Raw genomic sequence first — 19,609 nt, 5'->3', positions numbered from 1 at the left:
ATGTGGATGATCTCTTTGGTGCAGGGCGGGACAACGCCGACGGTAGCGACGACTTCGGCGCAGCCGAGGGTGCCACCGACGATTCCGGCCACGCCCGGTCTGCCGCCGGGCCAGCGTCGCCACGGAGCCCCCTCGCCGTCCGGATGCGGCCGCGCACCCTCGATGATGTCGTGGGCCAGCAGCACCTCCTCGGCCAAGGCTCCCCGCTGCGCCAACTGGCGGCCGGCTCCGACGCGACCGGCCCCGCGGGCCCCAGTTCACTGATTCTCTGGGGGCCTCCAGGAACCGGCAAAACCACTCTTGCCCATGTGATTGCCAAGGGCCCGGGGCGGAAGTTCGTCGAGCTCTCCGCCATCACCGCCGGAGTCAAGGACGTCCGCCGCGTCATGGACGAGGCCCTCACTGCCCGGGACCTCTACAAGACCACCACCGTGCTGTTCCTGGACGAGATCCACCGCTTCAACAAGGCGCAGCAGGACGCCCTGCTGCCCGGCGTCGAAAACCGCTGGGTGGTGCTGGTCGCCGCGACCACCGAAAACCCGTCCTTCTCCGTCGTCTCCCCGCTGCTCTCGCGGTCCCTCCTGCTGACCCTCAAGCCGCTCACCGACGCCGACGTCGAGGGCCTGCTCCTGCGGGCCGCGACGGATGCCCGCGGGCTCGGCGGCAAAGTAGAACTCAGCGACGACGCCCTGGCGCACCTCGTCCGGCTCTCCGGCGGCGACGCCCGCCGTGCACTGACCGCGCTCGAGGCGGCCGCCGGCGTCGCGTTCGGGGACGCGGACGACGCCGATGCGGCTCCGGTCAAGATCGACCTCAAGCACACGGAGCGCGCCCTGGATGTCGCCTCCGTCCGCTACGACCGGGCCGGGGACCAGCACTACGACGTCGCCAGCGCGTTCATCAAGTCGATCCGGGGCTCCGACGTCGACGCCGCACTGCACTATCTCGCCCGGATGCTGGAGGCGGGTGAGGACCCCCGGTTCGTGGCCCGCCGGATCGTGATCTCGGCGGCCGAAGACGTCGGCATGGCTGACCCGACGGCGCTGCAGACCGCCGTCGCGGCGGCCCAGGCCGTGCAGCTGATCGGCATGCCGGAAGGCCGCATCATCCTCGCCGAGGCCGTGGTGCATCTGGCCACCGCACCGAAGTCCAACGCCGCGTACATGGGCATTAACCAGGCGATCGCCGACGTCCGCGCCGGGCTCGGGAACGGCATCCCCGCCCACCTGCGCGATGCCCACTACCCGGGATCAAAACAGCTGGGCCACGGCAAAGGCTACAAATACGCCCATGACGCCCCGCACGCCGTCGCCACCCAGCAGTACCCGCCGGATGACCTCGTCGGGCGCAACTACTACGAACCCACCGGCAACGGGGCCGAACGCGACATCTCCACCCGGCTCGAGCGGCTTCGGAAGATCATCCGCGGCACCTGAACCGCTCGCGAACCGCCCGCGAACGCCCGTGACCAGCGGCTGGTCGGCAGCGGGCCGCGGCGCCGGAATCCGCCGTTGACATAGGGGCCAAGAGGTCTAACGTGGAATTATGTCAGCACGGATCTGCTGACCGTCCGTGCGGCGCAGGGGACAGCGCGGGCACATGCCGGCTCCCGCTACCCGGAGCCTGGAACGGCAGCCGGCTTCGCTCCATCCCAGGTCATCCACCGCGAGCGTTCCCGCCCCCTCCCCAGCAGGTGCCCCATGAGTATCAACTTCGTTACAGCCATGGCAGTGAAGTCCTTCGATGTGCCGGACAAGAAACGGTGCCCGGACAAGGCCGAATTCGACCTCTGCACGGTGAACGACTACTCGGTGGCCCGGTTGATCCTGGGCCCGGGCTGGCGTTGGTCGGTTAACACCCGACCCTACGAGCAGACCGACGTCTGCCTGCACCACCATCTCGGTTTCTGCATTTCCGGTGAGATGGAAGTTGAAACGGCCGAAGGGCTGCGCTCCACGATCCACGCCAACGACACCTACGCGATTCCGCCCGGTCACGACGAATGGGTGGTCGGCCCGAAACCGTTCGTGGCCGTGGAATTCCTGGGGGCGGCGTCCTTTGGGCGCAGCGGAGCCCGGGGACTGCACGCCCGGATCTGAGCCGGTCCGTCGGCCGGATCTGGTAGGCTTGTTCGTTGTCTGGCAAGGTACGGACGCACAATCCATTGAATCTTCGCATTTGATGAGGGTTGCCCTGTGCCCAGTAGCAAAAGGCAGCGGTTGGCCGATGCTCTCCATCGTGGAGGCCAGTAACACTGACACACCGCAGATATTGGAAGGACACAAGTGGCTAACAACACTCGTGCTCGCCGTACCGCACGCCTTTCGCGCGCACTCGGCATCGCTCTGACCCCCAAGGCCGCCAAGTACATGGAGCGCCGCCCGTACGGCCCCGGTGAGCATGGCCGTGCCCGCAAGAAGCAGGACTCCGACTACGCCGTACGTCTGCGCGAAAAGCAGCGTCTGCGCGCCCAGTACGGCATCCGCGAAGCCCAGATGACCCGTGCCTTCGAAGAAGCACGCCGCACCAAGGGCCTGACCGGTGAAAACCTGATCGAACTGCTCGAAATGCGTCTCGACGCCCTCGTGCTGCGTGCCGGCTTCGCCCGCACCATCGCCCAGGCCCGCCAGCTGGTTGTGCACCGCCACATCCTCGTTGACGGCATCCGCGTTGACCGCCCGTCTTTCCGCGTCGGCGAGGGCCAGCTGGTCCACGTTCACAGCCGCAGCGAGACCATGCCTCCGTTCCAGGTTGCAGCAGCCGGCGCTCACCGCGACGTCCTGCCGATCGTTCCGGCTTACCTGGACGTCAAGCTTGACGCCCTGCAGGCCCGCCTGGTGCGCCGCCCCAAGCGTTCCGAGATCCCCGTGACCTGCGAAGAGCAGCTCGTCGTGGAATTCTACGCACGCTAATTCAAAAGGCATCACCTACAAAGAAGCCCGTGGCAAGCGCCGCGGGCTTCTTTGTATGTAAGGTACTTGGGGGAGTTCCCCGGGAGCAGGCTCTGCCTGCCGGTTTAAACTGCCGGCCGAAACCGTCGGAACCCGACGCAACAAGCAGGTATCCACTGCAGTTCAAGGAGATGAGTGTCTATGTCTGGTGGCGATATTGCCGGCCTGATCGCGGCTGGAGTGTTTGCACTGCTGGTCTTGCTGCTCGCCGTGCCGATCCTGAAGCTCGGGGGAGTGTTCGACGAAATGCGGACCACCATCCGCTCCATCAGCGACGGCGCCACCCCGCTCATGGACGAGGTCACCGCCACGGTGACCACCACCAACGAGCAGCTGAAGAAGGTTGACGGCATCTCCTCGAACGTCTCGGACGCCTCCGCCAACATCTCGGCGCTGTCCTCGCTTATGGCCGCCACCGTTGGCTCGCCGCTGATCAAGGTGGCAGCCTTCAGCTACGGTGTGCGCTCCGCCTTCAGCACCCGCAAAAAGCCCGCCACCGGCCGCCGCAGCCGCTAACCCTCCGGGAGCACCTGACATGAACAGAATCATCTGGATGGGAATCGGCGTCGCAATCGGCGTCATCGCTTTCCGCAAGGTCACCGAAGCCCAGTCCGCCCTCGGCCCCGAGGGCCTGAACCGGGCAGTCGGACGGCTGGCGGACGGCCTGCTCGACTTCGCCGATGCCATCCGCGACGGCATGGGCGAGCGGGAGTCCGAACTCCGCGCGGCGCTCGGGATCGAGACCGCAACGGACCTGGCTTCCGGCGGCACCGTCGCCCGCCGGGATGCGGTCCGGCGCTAGCCGGGAGAGAATTAGTAAGTAAGGTGCCCGCCACCGGGAGTGACGGCGCGCCAACGCCCCCGGTGGCGGGCACCAGATTGACGGGCCCGGATCAGTGCCGGTCCCCAGCTTGTCCCGCGCAACACAGACGCGGGCCACATATCGCAGTGAATATTGAAGGGTAAGAAATCAGCTCATGAAGTCGCAGGAGATCACCAAGCGCTGGATCGACTTTTTTGTCAGCAAGGGGCACACCGCCGTGCCCTCCGCCTCCCTGGTCTCCAGCGACCCGTCCCTGCTGTTCACGGTGGCCGGCATGGTCCCGTTCATCCCGTACCTGACGGCACGGGAGGAGGCCCCCTACCAGCGGGCCACCAGCGTGCAGAAGTGCATCCGGACCGGTGACATCGAGGAAGTCGGGAAGACAGCCCGCCACGGCACCTTCTTCCAGATGTGCGGCAACTTCTCCTTTGGCGACTACTTCAAGGAAGACGCCATCAAGTTCGCGTGGGAGCTCCTGACCACCAGCGTGGACGACGGCGGGTACGGACTGCCGCCGGAGCGGCTCTGGGTCACCGTCTATGAAGAGGACGACGAGGCCGAGCAGCTGTGGCTGAAGAACACCGGCATGCCGGGCGAACGGATCCAGCGGATGGGCAAGGCCGACAACTACTGGTCCACCGGCCAGCCCGGTCCGGCCGGTCCCTGCTCGGAGATCTACTACGACCGCGGCCCGTCCTACGGCGTCGAGGGCGGCCCCATCGCCGACGAAAACCGCTACGTCGAGATCTGGAACCTCGTGTTCATGCAGTACCAGATCGACAACGTCCGCTCCAAGGTGGATTTCGACATCACCGGAGAGCTGCCCAAGAAGAACATCGACACGGGCCTCGGCATGGAGCGCCTCGCGATGATCCTCCAGGACGTCGAGAACATGTACGAGACGGACCAGGTCCGTCCCGTGATCGACCGGGCCGCGGCGCTCTCCGGCCGGGAGTACACCTCCGCTGAGTCCGCCGAGGACCCGCACCACACGGACGACGTCCGCATGCGCGTCGTGGCCGACCACATCCGCTCGGCGCTCATGCTGATCGCCGACGGCGTGACCCCCTCCAACGAGGGCCGCGGTTACGTGCTGCGCCGCCTGATCCGCCGGGCCGTCCGCTCCATGCGCCTGCTCGGTGTCGAAAAGGCCTGCCTGCCGGAGCTGCTGCCGGCCTCGCGGGACGCCATGAAGGGTGTCTACCCGATCGTCGAGACCGACTTCGAGCGCATCAGCCGGATTGCCTACGCCGAAGAGAAGGCGTTCCTGCGCACCATCGCTTCCGGCACCGCCCGCCTCGAGGACGCCGTCAAGGAGTCCAAGGCCGCCAACCAGCCGCTCTCCGGCGCCGACGCCTTTGCCCTGCATGACACCTACGGCTTCCCGATCGACCTCACCCTGGAAATGGCCGAAGAGGCCGGGCTGAAAGTCGACGAGCCCGAGTTCCGCAAGCTCATGCTCGAACAGCGCCAGCGCGCCCAGGCCGACGCCAAGGGCAAGAAGGGTTCGCACGCGGACCTCAGCGCGTTCCAGGAGCTGCTGTCCGCCGGCGAGACCGTCTTCACCGGCTACACCGAGCTCCAGGGCGAGTCCAAGGTCCGCGGCATCCTGTCCGGCGGCCGGAAGGTCGCCCAGGCCTCCACCGGCGATGAAATCGAACTGGTCCTGGCCGAGACGCCGTTCTACGCCGAGGCTGGCGGCCAGGCTGCCGACACCGGGCTGATCACCGGCGACGGCTTCGTCGTCGAGGTCCTGGATGTCCAGCGCCCCGTCAAGGGCCTCAGCGTCCACAAGGCAATCGTCCGCGAAGGCGAAATCGGTGCCGACTCGCTGGTTCAGGCCGCCGTGGACCGGGAACGCCGGCACGCCGCGGAGCAGGCCCACACGGGCACGCACATTGTGCACGCGGCCCTGCACCAGATCCTCGGCCCGGAGGCCCTGCAGCGCGGCTCCTTCAACAAGGCCGGCTACCTGCGCTTCGACTTCGCCTGGGGCGAGGGCCTGAGCGCCGCCACCCGGTCCGAGATCGAGGAAGTCTCCAACATCGCGATCCGCAACAACTTCCGGGTGGAAACCAAGATCATGGGACTCGCTGAGGCCAAGGCGCTCGGCGCCATGGCGCTGTTCGGTGAGAACTACGGCAACGAGGTCCGCGTCGTGGAAATCGACGGTGCCTGGTCCCGCGAGCTCTGCGGCGGCACGCACGTCGAGAACACCTCGCTGATCGGCAGCCTGTCCCTGCTCGGCGAACAGTCGGTCGGCTCAGGAAACCGCCGCGTCGAAGCCTTCGTGGGCATGGACGCCTTCCGGCACCTCGCCGCGGAGCGGGCACTTGTCACCGAACTCACGGAAATGCTGAAGGTTCCCTCCGGGCTGCTCGCGGACCGGATTTCCAGCACCCTGACCAAGCTCAAGACGGCCGAAAAGGAACTTGAGCGGCTGCGCAAGGAGCAGCTCACGGCCGCCGCTGCCCAGCTGGTCGGCACCGCCCAGGACGCCGCCGGCGTCAAGGTCATTGCGCACGACGCCGGCCAGGTCAGCGGCGCGGACGACCTGCGCGGCCTGGCCCTGGACCTGCGGACGCGTCTCGGTTCCGAGCCCGCCGCCGTCGCGGTGGCCGGTGTCAGCAACGACCGTCCCGTGATCCTGATCGCCACCAACGAGGCCGCCCGGGCAGCCGGAGTCAAGGCCGGCGCCCTGGTGCGCCTCGCCGCAGGCATCCTCGGCGGCGGCGGCGGCGGCAAGGACGACGTCGCCCAGGGCGGCGGCACCGACGTCGCCAAGGTCGGCGCTGCCCTCGGCGCCGTCGTGGACGCCATTACCCGGCGATAGCGGATCCCACGTGTCTGAAGCTGCTGTGGCCGGCGTCTATCCCCGGGGCGTGAAGCTCGGGGTGGACGTCGGCACCGTCCGCGTGGGCGTGGCCGTCTGCGACCGCGATGGAATCCTGGCGACCCCGCTGCGCACGCTGCAGCGGAACGTGAAAAAGAACACTGACGTGCGACTCCTGGCCGCCCTGGCCGTGGAGTTGGATGCCGTGGAGATTTTCGTGGGACTGCCGCGCACCATGAAGGGCGAAGAACACGCCTCCGCCAGGATGGCCACAGACTACGCACAGCTGCTGGCACTGGCCCTGCGCGACGCCGGATCCGAGCTGCCCGTGCGCCTGATTGACGAACGGCTCAGCACTGTGACCGCGCACCGCAACCTGCACGAGGCTGGCATGAGCAGCAGGAATCACCGTACAGTTGTTGATCAGGTTGCGGCGGCAGGTATTCTGCAACATGCGATTGATATGCAAAAGGCCAGGGGAACGGAGGTCGGAACCCGCGTGTACGCGGAGTCTGCGCCGGGGCCGACCGGAGACGGCGCACAGACCGGCCCGGCAGTACAGACGCACTCTTCAGAACATGGAAGGCTACAGTGAGCCCGGTCAACAGTGATGACTCCTCCGGTGACGCCCTTGGTGGCGCCGGCCGACCGCTGACGCGCAAAGAAATCCGGGCCCGGGAAAAGCTTCTGGCCACCCAAGGTCACAACGTGATCCCGCCGCAGGCTTTTGAGACGGGAGCGGACGTCCCTACGCCGGCCCCGGCCCCGCCACCGGCACAGGACCGCGAACTGCCGCAGTCCGCACCGGAACTCCCCGACGCGGCTCCGACCGTGCACGAAGAAGCCGTTCGTGAAGAGCCCGTGCACGAAGAAGCCGCGCAGGAAGAACCTGTGCGTGAAGAACCTGTGCACGAAGAAGCAGTTCCTGAAGAGACTGTGCACGAGGAAGCCGTGCCTGATGAGCCCGTGCACCGGGAAACAATGCACGAAGAGCCCACGCACGAAGACTTCACGCAGCTGATCCCCGTGCGCGAAGTACCTGTCCACGAAGTACCTGTCCCCGACGAGCCCGTCCGCGAAGACGTTGGCCACGAGGACGCCGTCTATGCGTCAGCGGGACGGCTCGGCTACGAGGCCCGCCACGATGCGGCTGCCCATGACGCCGGCGTCCACGATGGCTACGCTCCGCACCCCCTCGACGAGGCGCACCATGCCTACGACAACTCCGGTGACCCCCAGGCACAGCCGCACCCGGACGCCGAGTACCACGGCGACCCGGGAGAGGAGCTGATGGCCGGAGCGGTCCGCCACAACAAGGGTCCGTCCAAGAAGGTCCGCCGCCGGCGCCGCTTCCTGGCCCTGGTGCTGACCCTGACGGTCTTCGTCGTCGCAATCGCCGTCGGCGCCCAGTTCCTCAAGCCGCTCCTGGGCGGGGACACCATGGCCGACTACCCCGGCCCCGGAACCGGTGAGGTCACCATCACGGTCGAACCCGGCGCCGGGCCGCGGTCCGTGGCCACCGAACTGCAGTCGAAAAAGGTCGTGGCGAACGCGGACACTTTCCTCAAGGAGTTCACCGCTTCGGGCGGTGCCCTGAACCCCGGCACGTTCTCGATGCGCCAGGAAATGAAGAACTCCGATGCCGTGGATGTCCTGCTCAACAAGGGCCAGGACAAGGTCATGTACTTTGCGCTCAGCGCCGGGTTGCGGATCGGCGAATCCCTGCAGGCGATTTCCGAGGGCACCGGGATTTCTGTTCAGGAGCTGAAAGCGCTCAGCGATGCGCCCGGGCAGTTCGGCGTCCCGGCCAAAGCCAAGAACCTCGAAGGCTACCTTTCGCCGGGAGAGTACCGCTTCCCGTTGGGCTCCTCCGCCAAGGACATTATGCAGAAGCTCGTCAGCAACACCCAGGCTGAACTCAAGGCCCAGGGCGTCACCGATCCCGCGAAACAGTACGACGTCTTGACGGTGGCAAGCATCGTCCAGGCCGAAGGCGGCCAGGCCGAATACGGTGACGTGGCCGGGGCTATCTACAACCGCCTCAAGCCCAACAACACCGAGACCAACGGGCTGATCCAGTCCGATGCCACCGTCACCTATGGGCTGGGCATCCGCAGCTTCCACATCGACGAGGCCCAGAAGGCTGACAAGTCGAACCCGTACAACACCTACGCCAACCAGGGACTGCCGGCCGGCCCCATCGGTTCTCCCGGCAAGACGGCCATTGACGCCGCCGCCAAGCCCAAGTCCAACAACTTCCTCTACTGGGTCACCATCAACCTGGACACCAAGGAGACCAAGTTCTCCAAGACCCTGGCGGAACACAACGGCTACGTGGAGCAGTACAACGCCTGGTGCGAGGCCAACCCGGGACGCTGCGTATGACGCTTCGGGCGGCCGTCCTTGGGCATCCCATCAGCCATTCGAAGTCGCCGGCGCTGCACCGGGCCGCGTACGCCCACCTCGGCGTGGACATTGCCTACTCAGCCATTGACGTGACCGAGGCCGCCCTGCCGGATTTCATGCGGCACGTCAGGGACGAGGTGCGCGCTGACGGTTCCTGGCGCGGCCTGTCGGTCACCATGCCGCTCAAGTCGGCCATGGTGGCGGAAGTGGACGAGGTCCGGGGCGTTGGACGCGCCCTCGGGGTCGTCAACACGGTGGCGTTCGAATCCGACGGCGGCAGTGCTGGCCACACCCGGTTGGTCGCATACAACACCGACGTCGCCGGGATCGTCAACGCGCTCCGGCACGCGGGGGCAGCCTCGGCGCCCACCGCCGCGATCCTCGGCGGGGGCGGGACCGCGGCAGCAGCCGTCGCGGCGCTCAAGGAGCTGGGGGCGGTGTCCGCCGAAGTGTTCGTCCGCGATGTCAGCCGCGCGGCGGAAGCCCGCGCGGCTGCCGACGCCGTAGGCGTCCCCGTCCGGGTCCTTCCCCTCGCCGGCGCGGCCGCCGCCGTCGCAGCCGCCGACGTCGTCATCTCCACGCTGCCGCCCCGCGCGGCCGACGCACTGGCCGGTGAACTGGCCGAAGAGCTGGCGGCGAATCCGTCGAGCGCACTGCCGGCGCACGGCAGCCCGGGCGTCCTCCTGGACGTCGCCTACGATCCCTGGCCCAGCCGGATCGCCGCGGTCTGGCAGGCAGCCGGCGGCACCGTGGTCCCCGGACTGGAAATGCTGATCTACCAGGCGGTGGAGCAGGTGCGGCACTTCACCGGGCTGGGCGAGGCCCTCCCGGCCGGAGTCACAGATGTGATGTGTGACGCAGTCGGAGCGCCCCGACGGGTGTTCTAACCGCCCGACATGGCAGGATGGAATGTATGTTGCGTTGGTTGACTGCCGGAGAATCCCATGGCCCGGCACTGGTCGGAATAATTGAAGGCGTGCCCGCCGGTGTGGAACTCACCAGCGCCCACATCAGCGAGGCGCTGGCCCGCCGCCGGCTCGGCTATGGCCGCGGCGCCCGGATGAAATTCGAGCAGGACGTGGTCACGATCCTCGGCGGAGTCCGCCACGGCCTGACCCAGGGCGGTCCCGTCGCCATCCAGGTCGGCAACACCGAATGGCCCAAGTGGGAACAGATCATGTCCTCCGATCCCGTGGAGCCCGAAATCCTGGCCGACCAGGCCCGGAACGCCCCGCTGACGCGCCCGCGGCCCGGCCACGCCGACTTCACCGGCATGCAGAAATACGGCTTCGACGAGGCCCGCCCGGTCCTGGAGCGCGCCAGCGCCCGCGAAACGGCCACGAGGGTGGCGCTCGGCACGGTCGCCGCGGCGTTCCTCAAGCAGCTCGGCATTGAACTCGTCTCCCACACCGTGTCCATCGCCAGCGTAGCCGTGCCGGAAGGCCGGCCGCTGCCGGTCCCGGGCAACGTGATCGCCCTGGACGCCGACCCGTTGCGCTGCTTCGACCGCGAAACCTCGGACGCCATGGTGGCCGAGGTAGACGTCGCGCACAAGGAAGGCGAAACCCTCGGCGGCGTCGTGGAAGTACTCGCCTACGGGCTCCCGCCGGGACTCGGCAGCTACGTCCACTGGGACCGGCGCCTCGACTCACGGCTGGCGGCGGCCCTGATGGGCATCCAGGCCATCAAGGGCGTTGAGGTCGGCGACGGGTTCCTGACCGCGGCCCGCCGCGGCTCCGCCGCCCACGACGAGATCGTCAAAGACGCGGACGGAAAGATCATCCGCACCTCCAACCGCGCAGGCGGGATCGAGGGCGGCATGAGCATCGGCGATGTCCTGCGCGTCCGTGCGGCCATGAAACCGATCGCCACCGTGCCCCGCGCCCTCAGGACGGTCGACGTCAGCACGGGGGAGGCCGCCAAGGCCCACCACCAGCGCTCCGATGTCTGTGCCGTGCCGGCCGCCGGTGTGGTGGCCGAGGCCATGGTGGCCCTCGTGATCGCCGAAGCGGTCGCGGAAAAATTCGGCGGTGACTCCGTGCAGGAGACCGCCCGCAACATCAAGGGTTACCTGGACAGCATTCCGGCGTCCCTGGACTCGATCGGCCACTAGTGCCGGCCGGGAACACCGACGGGCCCTCCGTTGCGGCGGCGCCCGCCGCGAAAATCGTCGGCCCGGTGGTCCTGATCGGACCGATGGCGGTGGGCAAATCGGCGATCGGGCAACAGCTCGCCCAGCACCTCGGGTGCGCCTTCATCGACACCGACGCCCTCGTGGTGGCCCAGCACGGGACGATCGCCGAGATCTTCGCCAGCCGGGGCGAGCACGCCTTCCGCGAGATGGAGGCCCGGGCCGTGGCCCAGGCCATCGAAGAGGCACAGGGCGGCACCGCCGTCATTTCGCTCGGCGGCGGGGCCGTCCTTGACTCCGGTACGCAGCAGCTCCTGGGCCGCTGTACCGTTGTATACCTCGAATGCGACGCCGAGACTGTGGCGGAACGCATCGCCAGAAATTCGGGCCGGCCGCTCCTGGCCGGGGACGCCATGGGCCGGTGGCGGACCTTGTTCGCCACCCGGCAACCGGTCTACGAACGGCTCGCCGACCTCGTCCTCGATGTCCGGCGCGGCAGCGTTCCGGAGCTGGCTCACCGGCTGGAAGATGCGCTGGGGGAGCACGCCGCGGCTAAGGCCGCGGCGGCGCCCGCTCCGGCGTCGACAAAGGAAGTTGAATAGTGAGTACCGAATCAACCGTCATCAAAGTCACCGGACAAACGCCGGGTGAGAACTACGACGTCGTAGTGGGCCGCGGCCTCCTGGCAAGCCTGCCGGGCCTGCTGGGCGAGCGCGTCAAGCGCGTCCTGGTCATCCACCCCCGCGCGCTGCGGCTGACCGGGGACACCGTCCGGGAAGAGCTGGCCGCCGCCGGCTTCACCGCGCTGACCGCGGAAATCCCCGACGCCGAAGAGGGCAAACACATCGAGGTCGCCTCCTTCTGCTGGCAGGTGCTGGGGCAGAACGACTTCACCCGGTCCGACGCCATCGTCGCCGTCGGCGGCGGCGCCGTCACGGACCTGGCCGGCTTTGTCGCCGCGACCTGGCTGCGCGGCGTGAAGGTCATCCACATGCCCACGAGCCTGCTGGGCATGGTGGACGCCTCGGTCGGCGGTAAGACCGGGATCAACACCGCCGAGGGCAAGAACCTGGTGGGCGCGTTCCACCCGCCCGCCGGCGTCCTCGCGGACCTCGACACGCTGGCGACGCTGCCGAAGAACGAGATCATCTCCGGCATGGCCGAGGTCATCAAGTGCGGCTTCATCGCCGACCCGGCCATCCTGGACCTGATCGAAAAGGACCCGTCCGCGGTCTCCGATCCGCGCTCGGACATCCTGCGGGAACTGATCGAACGCGCCATCACCGTCAAGGCCCGGGTCGTGTCCGAGGACCTGAAGGAAACCGGCCAGCGCGAGATCCTGAACTACGGCCACACCCTGGGCCACGCGATCGAACTCGCCGAGCGCTACTCCTGGCGGCACGGCGCCGCCGTCTCCGTGGGCATGATGTTCGCCGCCGAGCTCGCCCGCAGCGTGGGCCGGCTCAGCGACGCCGACGCCGACAGGCACCGCAGCATCCTGGAAAGCCTCGGGCTTCCCATCACGTACCGCCGCGACCGCTGGCAGGCCCTCCTGGACGGCATGCGCCGGGACAAGAAATCCCGCGGTGACCTGCTGCGGTTCGTGGTGCTCGACGGCGTCGGCCGGCCCGGGATCCTCGATGTCCCGGACACGTCCCTGCTGTTTGCCGCCTACCAGGAGATTGCCTCCTGATGCACATGGTCAAGGGCGGCACGAGCGAGTGGCCGGACGCGGGATTTCCCGGGATCCGGATCAACCCGCAGTCCCTGATGCCCCAGATCGTCAATGACGAGGTCCTGGCCGAGGCGCTGTCAGCCTCGACGGACCCCGGGGACCTGATCCTCGTCCGGCTCGTCGAGGGGCACGCGGCCGAAGCCGCGGAGCTCCTCGCCGAGGCCCGCTACAAGGACCCCGGCTCGCTCCGGCTGCGGATTTTCGAGGCGGACGTGCTCCGGGTCTCGAACCGCTTCGACCGGGCCGTGGAGGTGTTCCGCCAGCTCCTCGCCGAGACCCAGGGCACCCTGGAGGAGGCCGCCGTCCGCCAGCACCTCGGCCGGTCCTACTTCGCCGGCGGGAACATCGGCGCCGCCGTCGAATCCTTCGCCAAGGCGCTGGATCTGCGCGTCGCCGGGTCCGCCGACGCGGCCCTCATCTACGCCTCCACCGTAGCGTTGCAGCGCGCCAGGGACGTGCTGGAACAGCAGTCCTGAGCCTGCGTCAGGCAGCTGTCCGCCAGAACCGGTAGAATGGATCTTGGATTTTTGACAAATACGCGCTGGCGGGCCGCTTGGCATGCCGGCCCGGCATAGATCGTCCGGCCGATAGCACCGGCCTGATGGAACCAGAGAGAAACTAAGAGGATACAGTGGCAACCACTAACGACATCAAGAACGGAACCGTCCTTAAGCTCGAGGGCCAGCTTTGGAACATCATCGAGTTCCAGCACGTCAAGCCCGGCAAGGGAGGCGCGTTCGTGCGCACCAAGATGCGCAACGTGATGTCCGGCAAGGTCGTCGACAAGACCTTCAACGCCGGATTGAAGATTGAGACCGCCACGGTGGACCGCCGCGACTACCAGTACCTGTACCAGGACGGCGCCGACTTCGTCTTCATGGACACCTCGGACTTCGACCAGCTCACCGTCTCGGCCGCCACCGTCGGCGACGCCACCAACTTCATGCTCGAGAACCAGATGGTCAACATCGCCATCCACGAGGGCAACCCGCTGTACATCGAACTGCCCCCGAGCGTCGTCCTCGAGATCACCTACACCGAGCCGGGCCTGCAGGGCGACCGCTCCTCGGCCGGCACCAAGCCCGCCACCCTCGAAACCGGGTACGAGATCCAGGTGCCGCTGTTCGTCGAGAACAACACCAAGGTCAAGGTCGACACCCGCGACGGCAGCTACCTCGGCCGGGTCAACGACTAGTGAGTGCGCGCGGTAAGGCCCGGAACCGGGCCCTCGATGTGCTCTTTGAGGCCGAGCAGCGCTCGGCCTCGGCGTTCGACGTGCTGAAGTCCCGCCGCGAGCAGACCGACCAGATCGTCAACCCGTACACCCTCGAAATCGTCGAAGGCGTGGTCTCGCACCAGGTGGCGATCGACGAATTCCTGGAGACCTATTCGCAGGGCTGGACCCTGGAGCGCATGCCCTCCGTGGACCGCATCATCCTGCGGATCGGCACCTGGGAACTGCTCTACAACGACGACGTCCCGGACGGCGTGGCGGTCAGCGAGGCTGTGGCCCTGGCCAAGACGCTCTCCACGGACGAGTCGCCGTCGTTCATCAACGGCCTACTGGGCCGGCTGCAGCAGCTGAAGCCCTCGCTGCTGGCGTAAGCTCTCGGCGCCCCGAAGAACCCCGGCCAGGACATCCTGGCCGGGGTTCTTTCTGTTCCCCCGGGTTAACCGTCATGCACCGGTTCCACTGGCGTCCGCCGTTTCCTAGCCGACGACGGCGGCCCGGAGTGCGGCGATCCGGGCGAGCTGGTGCTGCTCATCGCGCTGGTGGGCCGGCACGTCCCGGCCGCTGAGGATCCGCTGCCGGGTGAGGGCGAGCTGGGTGGCGGCATCGAGCAGGGCCTTCATCTGTGCGCCCCGCCCGGTGGACTTGGCCCAGCGCAGCGCCGAACGGCGGCCGGCCGCGGTGGCCAGCATTTCGACCTCGGCCGCGGTGAACCAGCCCGCGGCCGCGTATTCCTTGAGCCGCTGGCGTGTGAGCCTGCGCTCAGCCACCCGCAACAGCGCGATCACCAGCACGGCCAGCAGGAAGATCGGCACCTGCACCATCACGTACCGGTCCAGGAAGTCCCGGCCCATGCTGTTCCAGGCGCTGTGCAGCAGCATCGCGGGAACGAGGCCGGCGAAGAACGCCAGCACGGACAGTCCGGTGTTCCCGCGGCTGGCGGCGAAGCCCATCACCAGGCCCGTGGTACCCGTGAAAATGGCGTGGGCGAAGGGTGAGAGGACCCCGCGGAGAAAGAAGACCACCGCGAGGTCCGTGCCGGGGTCGCTGGATGCGGCGATGGCGCGGCCGAAGTAGAGGATGTTTTCGGTAAACGCGAAGCCCGCCGCGATCGTGAAGGCGAACACCACACCGTCGACCGGTCCGTTGAAGTGTTTCGGGGCATAGAGCACGAGCAACAGCAGCCCCAGGGACTTCGCGAATTCCTCCACCACCGGCGCCTGGACCGTCACGGCGAACGCAGCATAGTCCAGTCCCGAGGCGGGCCCCGCCACCAGTGAGAAATAGGGCTGGATCAGCATCGTCACCGCGATCGAGACGACGGCTCCCCAGGCAAACGCGAAAAGCAGCAGGGCCCTCGGCTCGGGTTCCCAGCGGTCGATGAAGCGCACCGTCAGCAACACGGTCGCCAGGGGAATCAGTGAGGCGACGAAGCCAACAGCAAAGCCGGCGATACCGGTCCTCTCCAGCAGGAAGGGCAGGACCAGGAAGAGGCCGAGGAACGCCAGGAATCCGCCGGCCAGCACGAGGCCGAAAACGCCGGAACTGCGGCCGTTCTTCCAGCCCGGGCCGCCGCCCGCCGGCCGGGCGGGAGGCAGCGCCGGCTGGAACTGGCTGCGGTCGTTGGCAGGGGGCCGCTGGTAGTACGCCGGCTGGACCCGCCCCAGCCACGTCGGGTTCGCTTGCTCCGGCAGCGGCCGCTGGCGGGAGCCGCCGGTGTGCCCATGCCCCGGCTGCGGCTCGTTCATCGTCATGGAACCGAGCCTATGTCCGTGTGAGGTTAAACGCATTCCCGCGGCGACGGGGCGGCAGTGCCGTTGTGGTAATTTGAAAGAGCAAACAATCCTTTTTTAATTCCGTCCCGTGAGGCGGGGAAAGGGGAGACGAGCCATGACTTCCGTGCCTTCAGCACCGGGTCCGGCGCAGGTGGTGCTCACCCGGGTTGTCCTCAACCAGGCTGACATAGACCGCGCCCTCACTCGTATCGCCCATGAAATTCTTGAGGCCAATAAAGGTTCCCAGGACCTCGTCCTGCTGGGCATCCCGCGCCGGGGCTATCCCCTCGCCGTCCGCCTCGCCGCCAAGATCGCCGCCGCGGATCCCACCGTGGACGCCGCCGCGATTGTCGGCCAACTCGACGTCACGATGTTCCGCGACGACCTCTCCCACCAGCCCACCAGGCCGCCGTACCCCACCCAGCTGCCGCGCACCGGCATCGACAACAAAGTTGTGGTGCTGATCGACGACGTCCTCTATTCCGGACGCACCATCCGGGCGGCCCTGGACGCCATCATCGACCTCGGCCGGCCGCGGATTGTCCGCCTCGCCGTGCTGATCGACCGTGGCCACCGGGAACTGCCCATCCGCGCGGACCATGTCGGCAAGAACCTGCCCACCTCCTCATCGGAGAAGGTCCGGGTCCGGCTCGAGGAAACCGACTCTGCCGGAGGCGGGGCAACAGACGGGGCCCCCGTCAATGAAGTGGTCATCGAGGCCACCGCATGAGGCACCTGCTCTCCACCGAAGACCTGAGCCTGCACAACGCCATCCGCATCCTGGACACCGCCGAGGAAATGGCGGCTGTGGGGGAGCGCGAGGTCAAAAAGCTCCCCGCCCTGCGCGGGCGCACCGTGGTCAACCTCTTCTTCGAGGACTCCACCCGCACCCGGATCTCCTTCGAGGCCGCCGCCAAGCGGCTCTCCGCCGACGTCATCAACTTCGCCGCGAAGGGCTCGTCCGTCTCCAAGGGCGAGTCGCTGAAGGACACCGCCCAGACGCTCGCGGCGATGGGCGCCGACGCGGTGGTCATCCGGCACTGGGCCTCCGGCGCCCCGCACCGGCTCGCCGCGACCGACTGGATCGACGCCGCCGTCATCAACGCCGGCGACGGCACCCACGAACACCCCACCCAGGCGCTGCTGGACGCGTTCACCATGCGCCGGCACTGGTCGAAGCTGGCCGGAACACCGTCGGCCGGCGCCGACCTCAAAGGCATGCGCGTCGCCATCGCCGGTGACGTCCTGCATTCGCGCGTGGCCCGCTCCAACGTCTGGCTGCTGCGCACCCTCGGCGCCGAGGTCACCCTCGTCGCGCCGCCCACGCTGCTGCCCATCGGCGTCGAAAAATGGCCGTGCGCGGTCAGCTTCGACCTCGACGAGACCCTCGCGCAGGGCGTGGACGCCATGATGATGCTCCGCGTCCAGGGCGAACGGATGAATGCCTCCTTCTTCCCCACCACCCGCGAGTACTCGCGGCGCTGGGGCTTCGACGACAACCGGCTCCGTGCCCTCGACAGCCTGGGGCTCAAGGACACCATCATCATGCACCCGGGTCCGATGAACCGCGGCCTGGAAATCTCCGCGGCCGCGGCCGACTCGCCCCGCTCCACCGTGCTGGCGCAGGTCCGCAACGGCGTTTCGGTCCGGATGGCGGCACTATACCTGCTGCTGTCCGGGGAGAACCGCGAGCCCGCCGCCGCAGCAGTTTCTGCCTCTGCGGCCGCGTCTGCGGCCGCGTCTTCGGACGCGCCCGCGGCCCACGCCGCCAATCCGAACCTCACTTATTCCCACCAGGAGAGCCACTGATGGCCGATCAGCACCAGAACGCAGACAACAGCGGCGCCCACCTCATCCGGGGTGCCTCAATCCTGGGCGGAGCAGCCGAAGACCTCCTGATCCGGGACGGCGTGATCGCCGCCCGCGGCCGGCACCTGGACGCCGACGTTGCCGGGGTGCGGGAAGCGACAGTCATCGACGCCGCGGGCCTCGTCGCGCTCCCGGGCATGGTGGACATCCACACCCACCTGCGCGAACCCGGCCGTGAAGACGCCGAAACCGTCGAAACCGGAACCCGCGCCGCCGCCCTGGGCGGCTACACGGCCGTGCACGCCATGGCCAACAGCACCCCGGTGGCGGACACCGCCGGCGTCGTGGAGCAAGTCCTCACCCTTGGCCGGACCGCCGGCTGGGTGGACGTCCGCCCGGTAGGCGCGGTCACCGTGGGCCTCGCGGGGGAGCAGCTCGCCGAGCTCGGCGCCATGGCAGACTCCCGCGCCCATGTTCGGGTGTTCTCCGACGACGGCATCTGCGTGCACGACCCGGTGCTGATGCGCCGCGCGCTCGAATACGTCAAGGCGTTCGACGGCGTCGTGGCCCAGCACGCGCAGGAACCCCGCCTCACCGCCGGCGCCCAGATGAACGAGGGCGAGGTCTCCGCCGTCCTCGGCCTGGCCGGCTGGCCGGCCGTCGCCGAAGAGAGCATCATCGCCCGTGACGTGCTGCTGGCCCAGCACGTCGGTTCCCGCCTGCACGTCTGCCACGTCTCCACGGCCGGGTCTGTGGAGATCATCCGCTGGGCCAAGTCCCGCGGCGTCAACGTCACAGCCGAGGTCACCCCGCACCACCTCTGGCTCACCGATGAGCTCGCCCGCAGCTACGATCCCGTCTACAAGGTCAACCCGCCGCTGCGCACGGACGCCGATGTCCAGGCCCTCCGGGCCGCCCTGGCCGACGGCACGATCGACGTCGTCGGCACCGACCACGCCCCGCACCCGAGCGAACACAAGGAATGCGAATGGGCGCAGGCAGCCATGGGCATGACCGGGCTGGAAACCGCGCTCTCCGTGGTCCAGCACACCATGATCGAAACCGGCCTGATGGGCTGGGAGGACTTCGCCCGTGTGACCTCTACGGCGCCGGCCGCCATCGGCCGGGTCCAGGACCAGGGCCGGCCGCTCGAGGCGGGGGAGCCGGCCAACGTCATACTCGTGGACCCGGCTGCGCGCTGGACCGTGGACCCTTCTAAGATGGCAACCATGGGCCGAAACTCTCCGTTTGCCGGCCGGGAACTGCCGGGGAAGGTAGTGGCGACGTTTTTCAAGGGCCACCCGACCGTTCTCGACGGAAAACTCAACACCCCCTACCGGTGGCCGGTCGATGCGCTCGACGCCGGACCGGCGGGCCGCCGCCCGTGAGTGTCAAGGACCTTTCCCTGCTCTTCACGCTCGTCCTGATTGGCGTCGCGCTTGCCCTCATCGCCGTCGGCTGGCGTAACCGCCTGCGCCGCCAGTCCGACGTCGAGCCCCTCCCCGAGGTTCCGGCCGGACTCGGCGCCCCGCTGGCCGCCGCCGACGGCCAGTACGTCGCCTCCACCACCGCCGGTGACTGGCTGGACCGGATCGCCGTGCACCATCTGGGCATCCGCACCAACGCCAGGCTCTCCGTGCACCCCGAAGGCGTGCTGTTCGAGCGCGCGGGCGCCGGCCCGGTGTTCATCCCGGCCGGACGCCTCACCGGTGTGCGGCAGGAAAGCGGCATGGCCGGAAAGTTCGTGGAAAAGGACGGCCTGCTGGTGCTCAGCTGGATGCTCGGTTCCCACGAACTCGACACCGGCTACCGGACGCGCCGCGCCGAGGACAAAGCCGTGCTCCTCACCACCCTCCGAAATTTGATCTCCGCAGCCCCTCAGGCAGAAGCCGATAGTGGAAAGTAACGACGTGAC

General features: G+C 68.0%; 20 protein-coding genes. 19 read left to right on the top strand and 1 reads right to left on the bottom strand.

Annotated features, from left to right (window positions below):
* Positions 1–2: 2 nt before the first annotated feature.
* From C566_RS0104565 to nusB, 15 genes are all read left to right on the top strand, one after another.
* Positions 3–1,436 carry a replication-associated recombination protein A gene (locus C566_RS0104565; RefSeq protein ID WP_018773159.1) on the top strand — a complete coding sequence of 478 codons (1,434 nt, stop codon included), beginning with the start codon at positions 3–5 and terminating at the stop codon, positions 1,434–1,436.
* Positions 1,437–1,700: 264 nt separating this feature from the next.
* The gene (locus tag C566_RS0104560) at positions 1,701–2,099 is read left to right on the top strand and encodes a hypothetical protein (protein ID WP_018773158.1); all 399 of its coding nucleotides are present in this window, start codon (positions 1,701–1,703) and stop codon (positions 2,097–2,099) included.
* Between the two features lie 186 nt (positions 2,100–2,285).
* Positions 2,286–2,912, top strand: coding sequence for a 30S ribosomal protein S4 (gene rpsD / locus C566_RS0104555; protein ID WP_018773157.1), 627 nt, complete (start codon positions 2,286–2,288; stop codon positions 2,910–2,912).
* A 180-nt stretch (positions 2,913–3,092) separates the two neighbouring features.
* The gene (locus C566_RS0104550) at positions 3,093–3,467 is read left to right on the top strand and encodes a DUF948 domain-containing protein (protein WP_018773156.1); all 375 of its coding nucleotides are present in this window, start codon (positions 3,093–3,095) and stop codon (positions 3,465–3,467) included.
* 19 nt (positions 3,468–3,486) lie between these two features.
* A complete protein-coding gene (locus tag C566_RS0104545) occupies positions 3,487–3,753 on the top strand; it encodes a DUF6167 family protein (RefSeq protein ID WP_196802329.1) in 267 nt (88 codons plus the stop codon).
* Positions 3,754–3,928: 175 nt separating this feature from the next.
* Entirely contained in the window at positions 3,929–6,607 is a 2,679-nt protein-coding gene (alaS, locus tag C566_RS0104540) for an alanine--tRNA ligase (RefSeq protein ID WP_018773154.1), read from the top strand.
* A gap of 10 nt (positions 6,608–6,617) precedes the next feature.
* Positions 6,618–7,202, top strand: a complete 585-nt coding sequence (gene ruvX / locus C566_RS0104535; protein ID WP_026266382.1) for a Holliday junction resolvase RuvX — start codon at positions 6,618–6,620, stop codon at positions 7,200–7,202.
* On the top strand, positions 7,199–8,992 hold the full coding sequence (mltG, locus tag C566_RS0104530; protein ID WP_018773152.1) for an endolytic transglycosylase MltG: 1,794 nt from the start codon (positions 7,199–7,201) through the stop codon (positions 8,990–8,992). Before ruvX ends, mltG begins: the two co-directional genes overlap by 4 nt.
* A complete protein-coding gene (locus tag C566_RS0104525; protein ID WP_018773151.1) occupies positions 8,989–9,900 on the top strand; it encodes a shikimate dehydrogenase in 912 nt (303 codons plus the stop codon). Before mltG ends, C566_RS0104525 begins: the two co-directional genes overlap by 4 nt.
* A gap of 26 nt (positions 9,901–9,926) precedes the next feature.
* Complete coding sequence (gene aroC / locus C566_RS0104520; RefSeq protein WP_026266381.1) at positions 9,927–11,126, top strand: chorismate synthase; 1,200 nt, start codon at positions 9,927–9,929, stop codon at positions 11,124–11,126.
* A 53-nt stretch (positions 11,127–11,179) separates the two neighbouring features.
* Positions 11,180–11,746 (top strand): shikimate kinase, encoded by a 567-nt coding sequence (locus tag C566_RS0104515; protein ID WP_043466073.1) that lies wholly within the window; start codon positions 11,180–11,182, stop codon positions 11,744–11,746.
* Complete coding sequence (aroB, locus tag C566_RS0104510) at positions 11,746–12,837, top strand: 3-dehydroquinate synthase (RefSeq protein WP_018773148.1); 1,092 nt, start codon at positions 11,746–11,748, stop codon at positions 12,835–12,837. Before C566_RS0104515 ends, aroB begins: the two co-directional genes overlap by 1 nt.
* Positions 12,837–13,355 carry a tetratricopeptide repeat protein gene (locus C566_RS0104505; RefSeq protein WP_018773147.1) on the top strand — a complete coding sequence of 173 codons (519 nt, stop codon included), beginning with the start codon at positions 12,837–12,839 and terminating at the stop codon, positions 13,353–13,355. Before aroB ends, C566_RS0104505 begins: the two co-directional genes overlap by 1 nt.
* A 155-nt stretch (positions 13,356–13,510) precedes the next feature.
* Positions 13,511–14,074 carry an elongation factor P gene (gene efp / locus C566_RS0104500; RefSeq protein ID WP_018773146.1) on the top strand — a complete coding sequence of 188 codons (564 nt, stop codon included), beginning with the start codon at positions 13,511–13,513 and terminating at the stop codon, positions 14,072–14,074.
* Complete coding sequence (gene nusB, locus C566_RS0104495; protein WP_018773145.1) at positions 14,074–14,484, top strand: transcription antitermination factor NusB; 411 nt, start codon at positions 14,074–14,076, stop codon at positions 14,482–14,484. Before efp ends, nusB begins: the two co-directional genes overlap by 1 nt.
* A 105-nt stretch (positions 14,485–14,589) precedes the next feature.
* Here the strand turns inward: nusB and C566_RS0104490 are convergent, their stop codons facing one another.
* Positions 14,590–15,864: a PrsW family intramembrane metalloprotease gene (locus tag C566_RS0104490; protein WP_018773144.1), complete on the bottom strand. Its 1,275-nt coding sequence runs from the start codon at positions 15,862–15,864 to the stop codon at positions 14,590–14,592.
* A gap of 136 nt (positions 15,865–16,000) precedes the next feature.
* On the opposite strand from C566_RS0104490, the gene pyrR reads away from it, so the two are divergent.
* The 4 genes from pyrR to C566_RS0104470 are packed head-to-tail and all read left to right on the top strand — an operon-like array spanning position 16,001 to position 19,600.
* Complete coding sequence (pyrR, locus tag C566_RS0104485) at positions 16,001–16,615, top strand: bifunctional pyr operon transcriptional regulator/uracil phosphoribosyltransferase PyrR (protein ID WP_018773143.1); 615 nt, start codon at positions 16,001–16,003, stop codon at positions 16,613–16,615.
* A complete protein-coding gene (locus C566_RS0104480; protein ID WP_018773142.1) occupies positions 16,612–17,694 on the top strand; it encodes an aspartate carbamoyltransferase catalytic subunit in 1,083 nt (360 codons plus the stop codon). The genes pyrR and C566_RS0104480 overlap by 4 nt, the downstream gene beginning before the upstream one ends.
* A complete protein-coding gene (locus tag C566_RS0104475; protein WP_018773141.1) occupies positions 17,694–19,082 on the top strand; it encodes a dihydroorotase in 1,389 nt (462 codons plus the stop codon). Before C566_RS0104480 ends, C566_RS0104475 begins: the two co-directional genes overlap by 1 nt.
* Positions 19,079–19,600: a PH-like domain-containing protein gene (locus tag C566_RS0104470; RefSeq protein WP_018773140.1), complete on the top strand. Its 522-nt coding sequence runs from the start codon at positions 19,079–19,081 to the stop codon at positions 19,598–19,600. The genes C566_RS0104475 and C566_RS0104470 overlap by 4 nt, the downstream gene beginning before the upstream one ends.
* Positions 19,601–19,609 lie beyond the last annotated feature (9 nt).

The organism is Arthrobacter sp. 131MFCol6.1 (assembly GCF_000374925.1).
In the GTDB taxonomy this organism is placed as follows: Bacteria; Actinomycetota; Actinomycetes; order Actinomycetales; family Micrococcaceae; genus Arthrobacter.
Note: the sequence above shows the minus strand (reverse complement) of the source record. Positions and strands in the feature narration are given on the sequence as shown.